The 1,102-nt window shown below is 67.3% G+C and carries 1 protein-coding gene; it reads left to right on the forward strand.

The window, feature by feature from the left end; genetic code table 11:
- Positions 1–177 precede the first annotated feature (177 nt).
- Positions 178–1,102 (forward strand): succinylglutamate desuccinylase/aspartoacylase family protein (locus EN906_RS34985; RefSeq protein ID WP_127375816.1); only part of this gene is annotated, 925 nt, incomplete at its 3' end.

The following is a 1,102-nucleotide window of genomic DNA, read 5'->3' on the forward strand; positions in this document are numbered from 1 at the left end:
GTCCAGCCCGCCGCGCTATGGGCGCAAGAGGCTATTCAGCCGGAAGCGGGATGACCGGCGCGCGCCGGTCATCCCGCTTCCGGCTGAATAGCCTCTTGCGCCCATAGCGCGGCGGGCTGGACCAATCGACATCGGCGCCTTCAAATCGCATGTCTCTCGCTCTTGATGGAGGATGTCATGCAGAGATCGATCGAGCGCATCGCCGGCGAAAGCGGAGGGGTTTCCTACGAATGCCCGCTGTTCCGCTTCACTGGTTCCGACAAGGCTGCTCCTTCGGCATACCTACAGGCGGCACTCCATGCCGGCGAGTTGCCGGGCGTCGTCGCCATCGACGCGCTGATGCCGATGCTTGCCAAAGCGGAGGCCGCAGGCCGCATCAAGGGCAATCTCACCGTCGTGCCCTGGGCCAATCCGATCGGCCGGGCGCAATATCATTTCGGCGAGCATCAGGGCCGCTTCCATCTGGGCACGCGCACCAATTTCAACCGCGGCTTTCCGCTACTCACCGCGCCCGACACAGCGCTCTTGCCCGACACCACCCTTGGCAGCGTCGACCAGCGGCTGAAGACGCGGCTGGTGCAGCTCTCGCTCGGCCATGACATCGTGCTCGACCTGCACTGCGATGACGAGGGCCTCGCCTACCTCTACGTCCACACCAGCCTGTGGCCTGCCATGGCCGATTGCGCCGCCGCCATGGGCGTCGACGCGGTCGTGCTGTGGAGCGAGGACACCGACGGCACCTTCGAGGGCGCCTCGATCATGCCCTACCAGAACGTCCCCGCCGATGTGGCCAAGCTCGACCGCCGCGTCGCCACCACCGTCGAATATCGCGGCATCCTCGATGTCGACGGTGCCCTGGCCGCCGCCGACGCCGACGGCCTCTACCGGCTGTTGGTGGCGCGCGGCGTGATCGCCGATAGCACCCTGCCCGCGCCGGGTCCTTTCACCGGCTTCGTGGCGCCATTGGAAAACATCGACATGATGCCGGCGCCACGGGCCGGTGCCGTGCTCTACGACGTGAAACCCGGCGACCGCGTCGCCAGGGGCGCGCGCCTCGCCACCATCGTCCATGCACCGGGTGAAGCCGACGGCCGCACCGAGG

This window comes from Mesorhizobium sp. M7A.F.Ca.CA.004.06.1.1, from assembly GCF_003999135.1.
Taxonomy (GTDB): Bacteria; Pseudomonadota; Alphaproteobacteria; order Rhizobiales; family Rhizobiaceae; genus Mesorhizobium.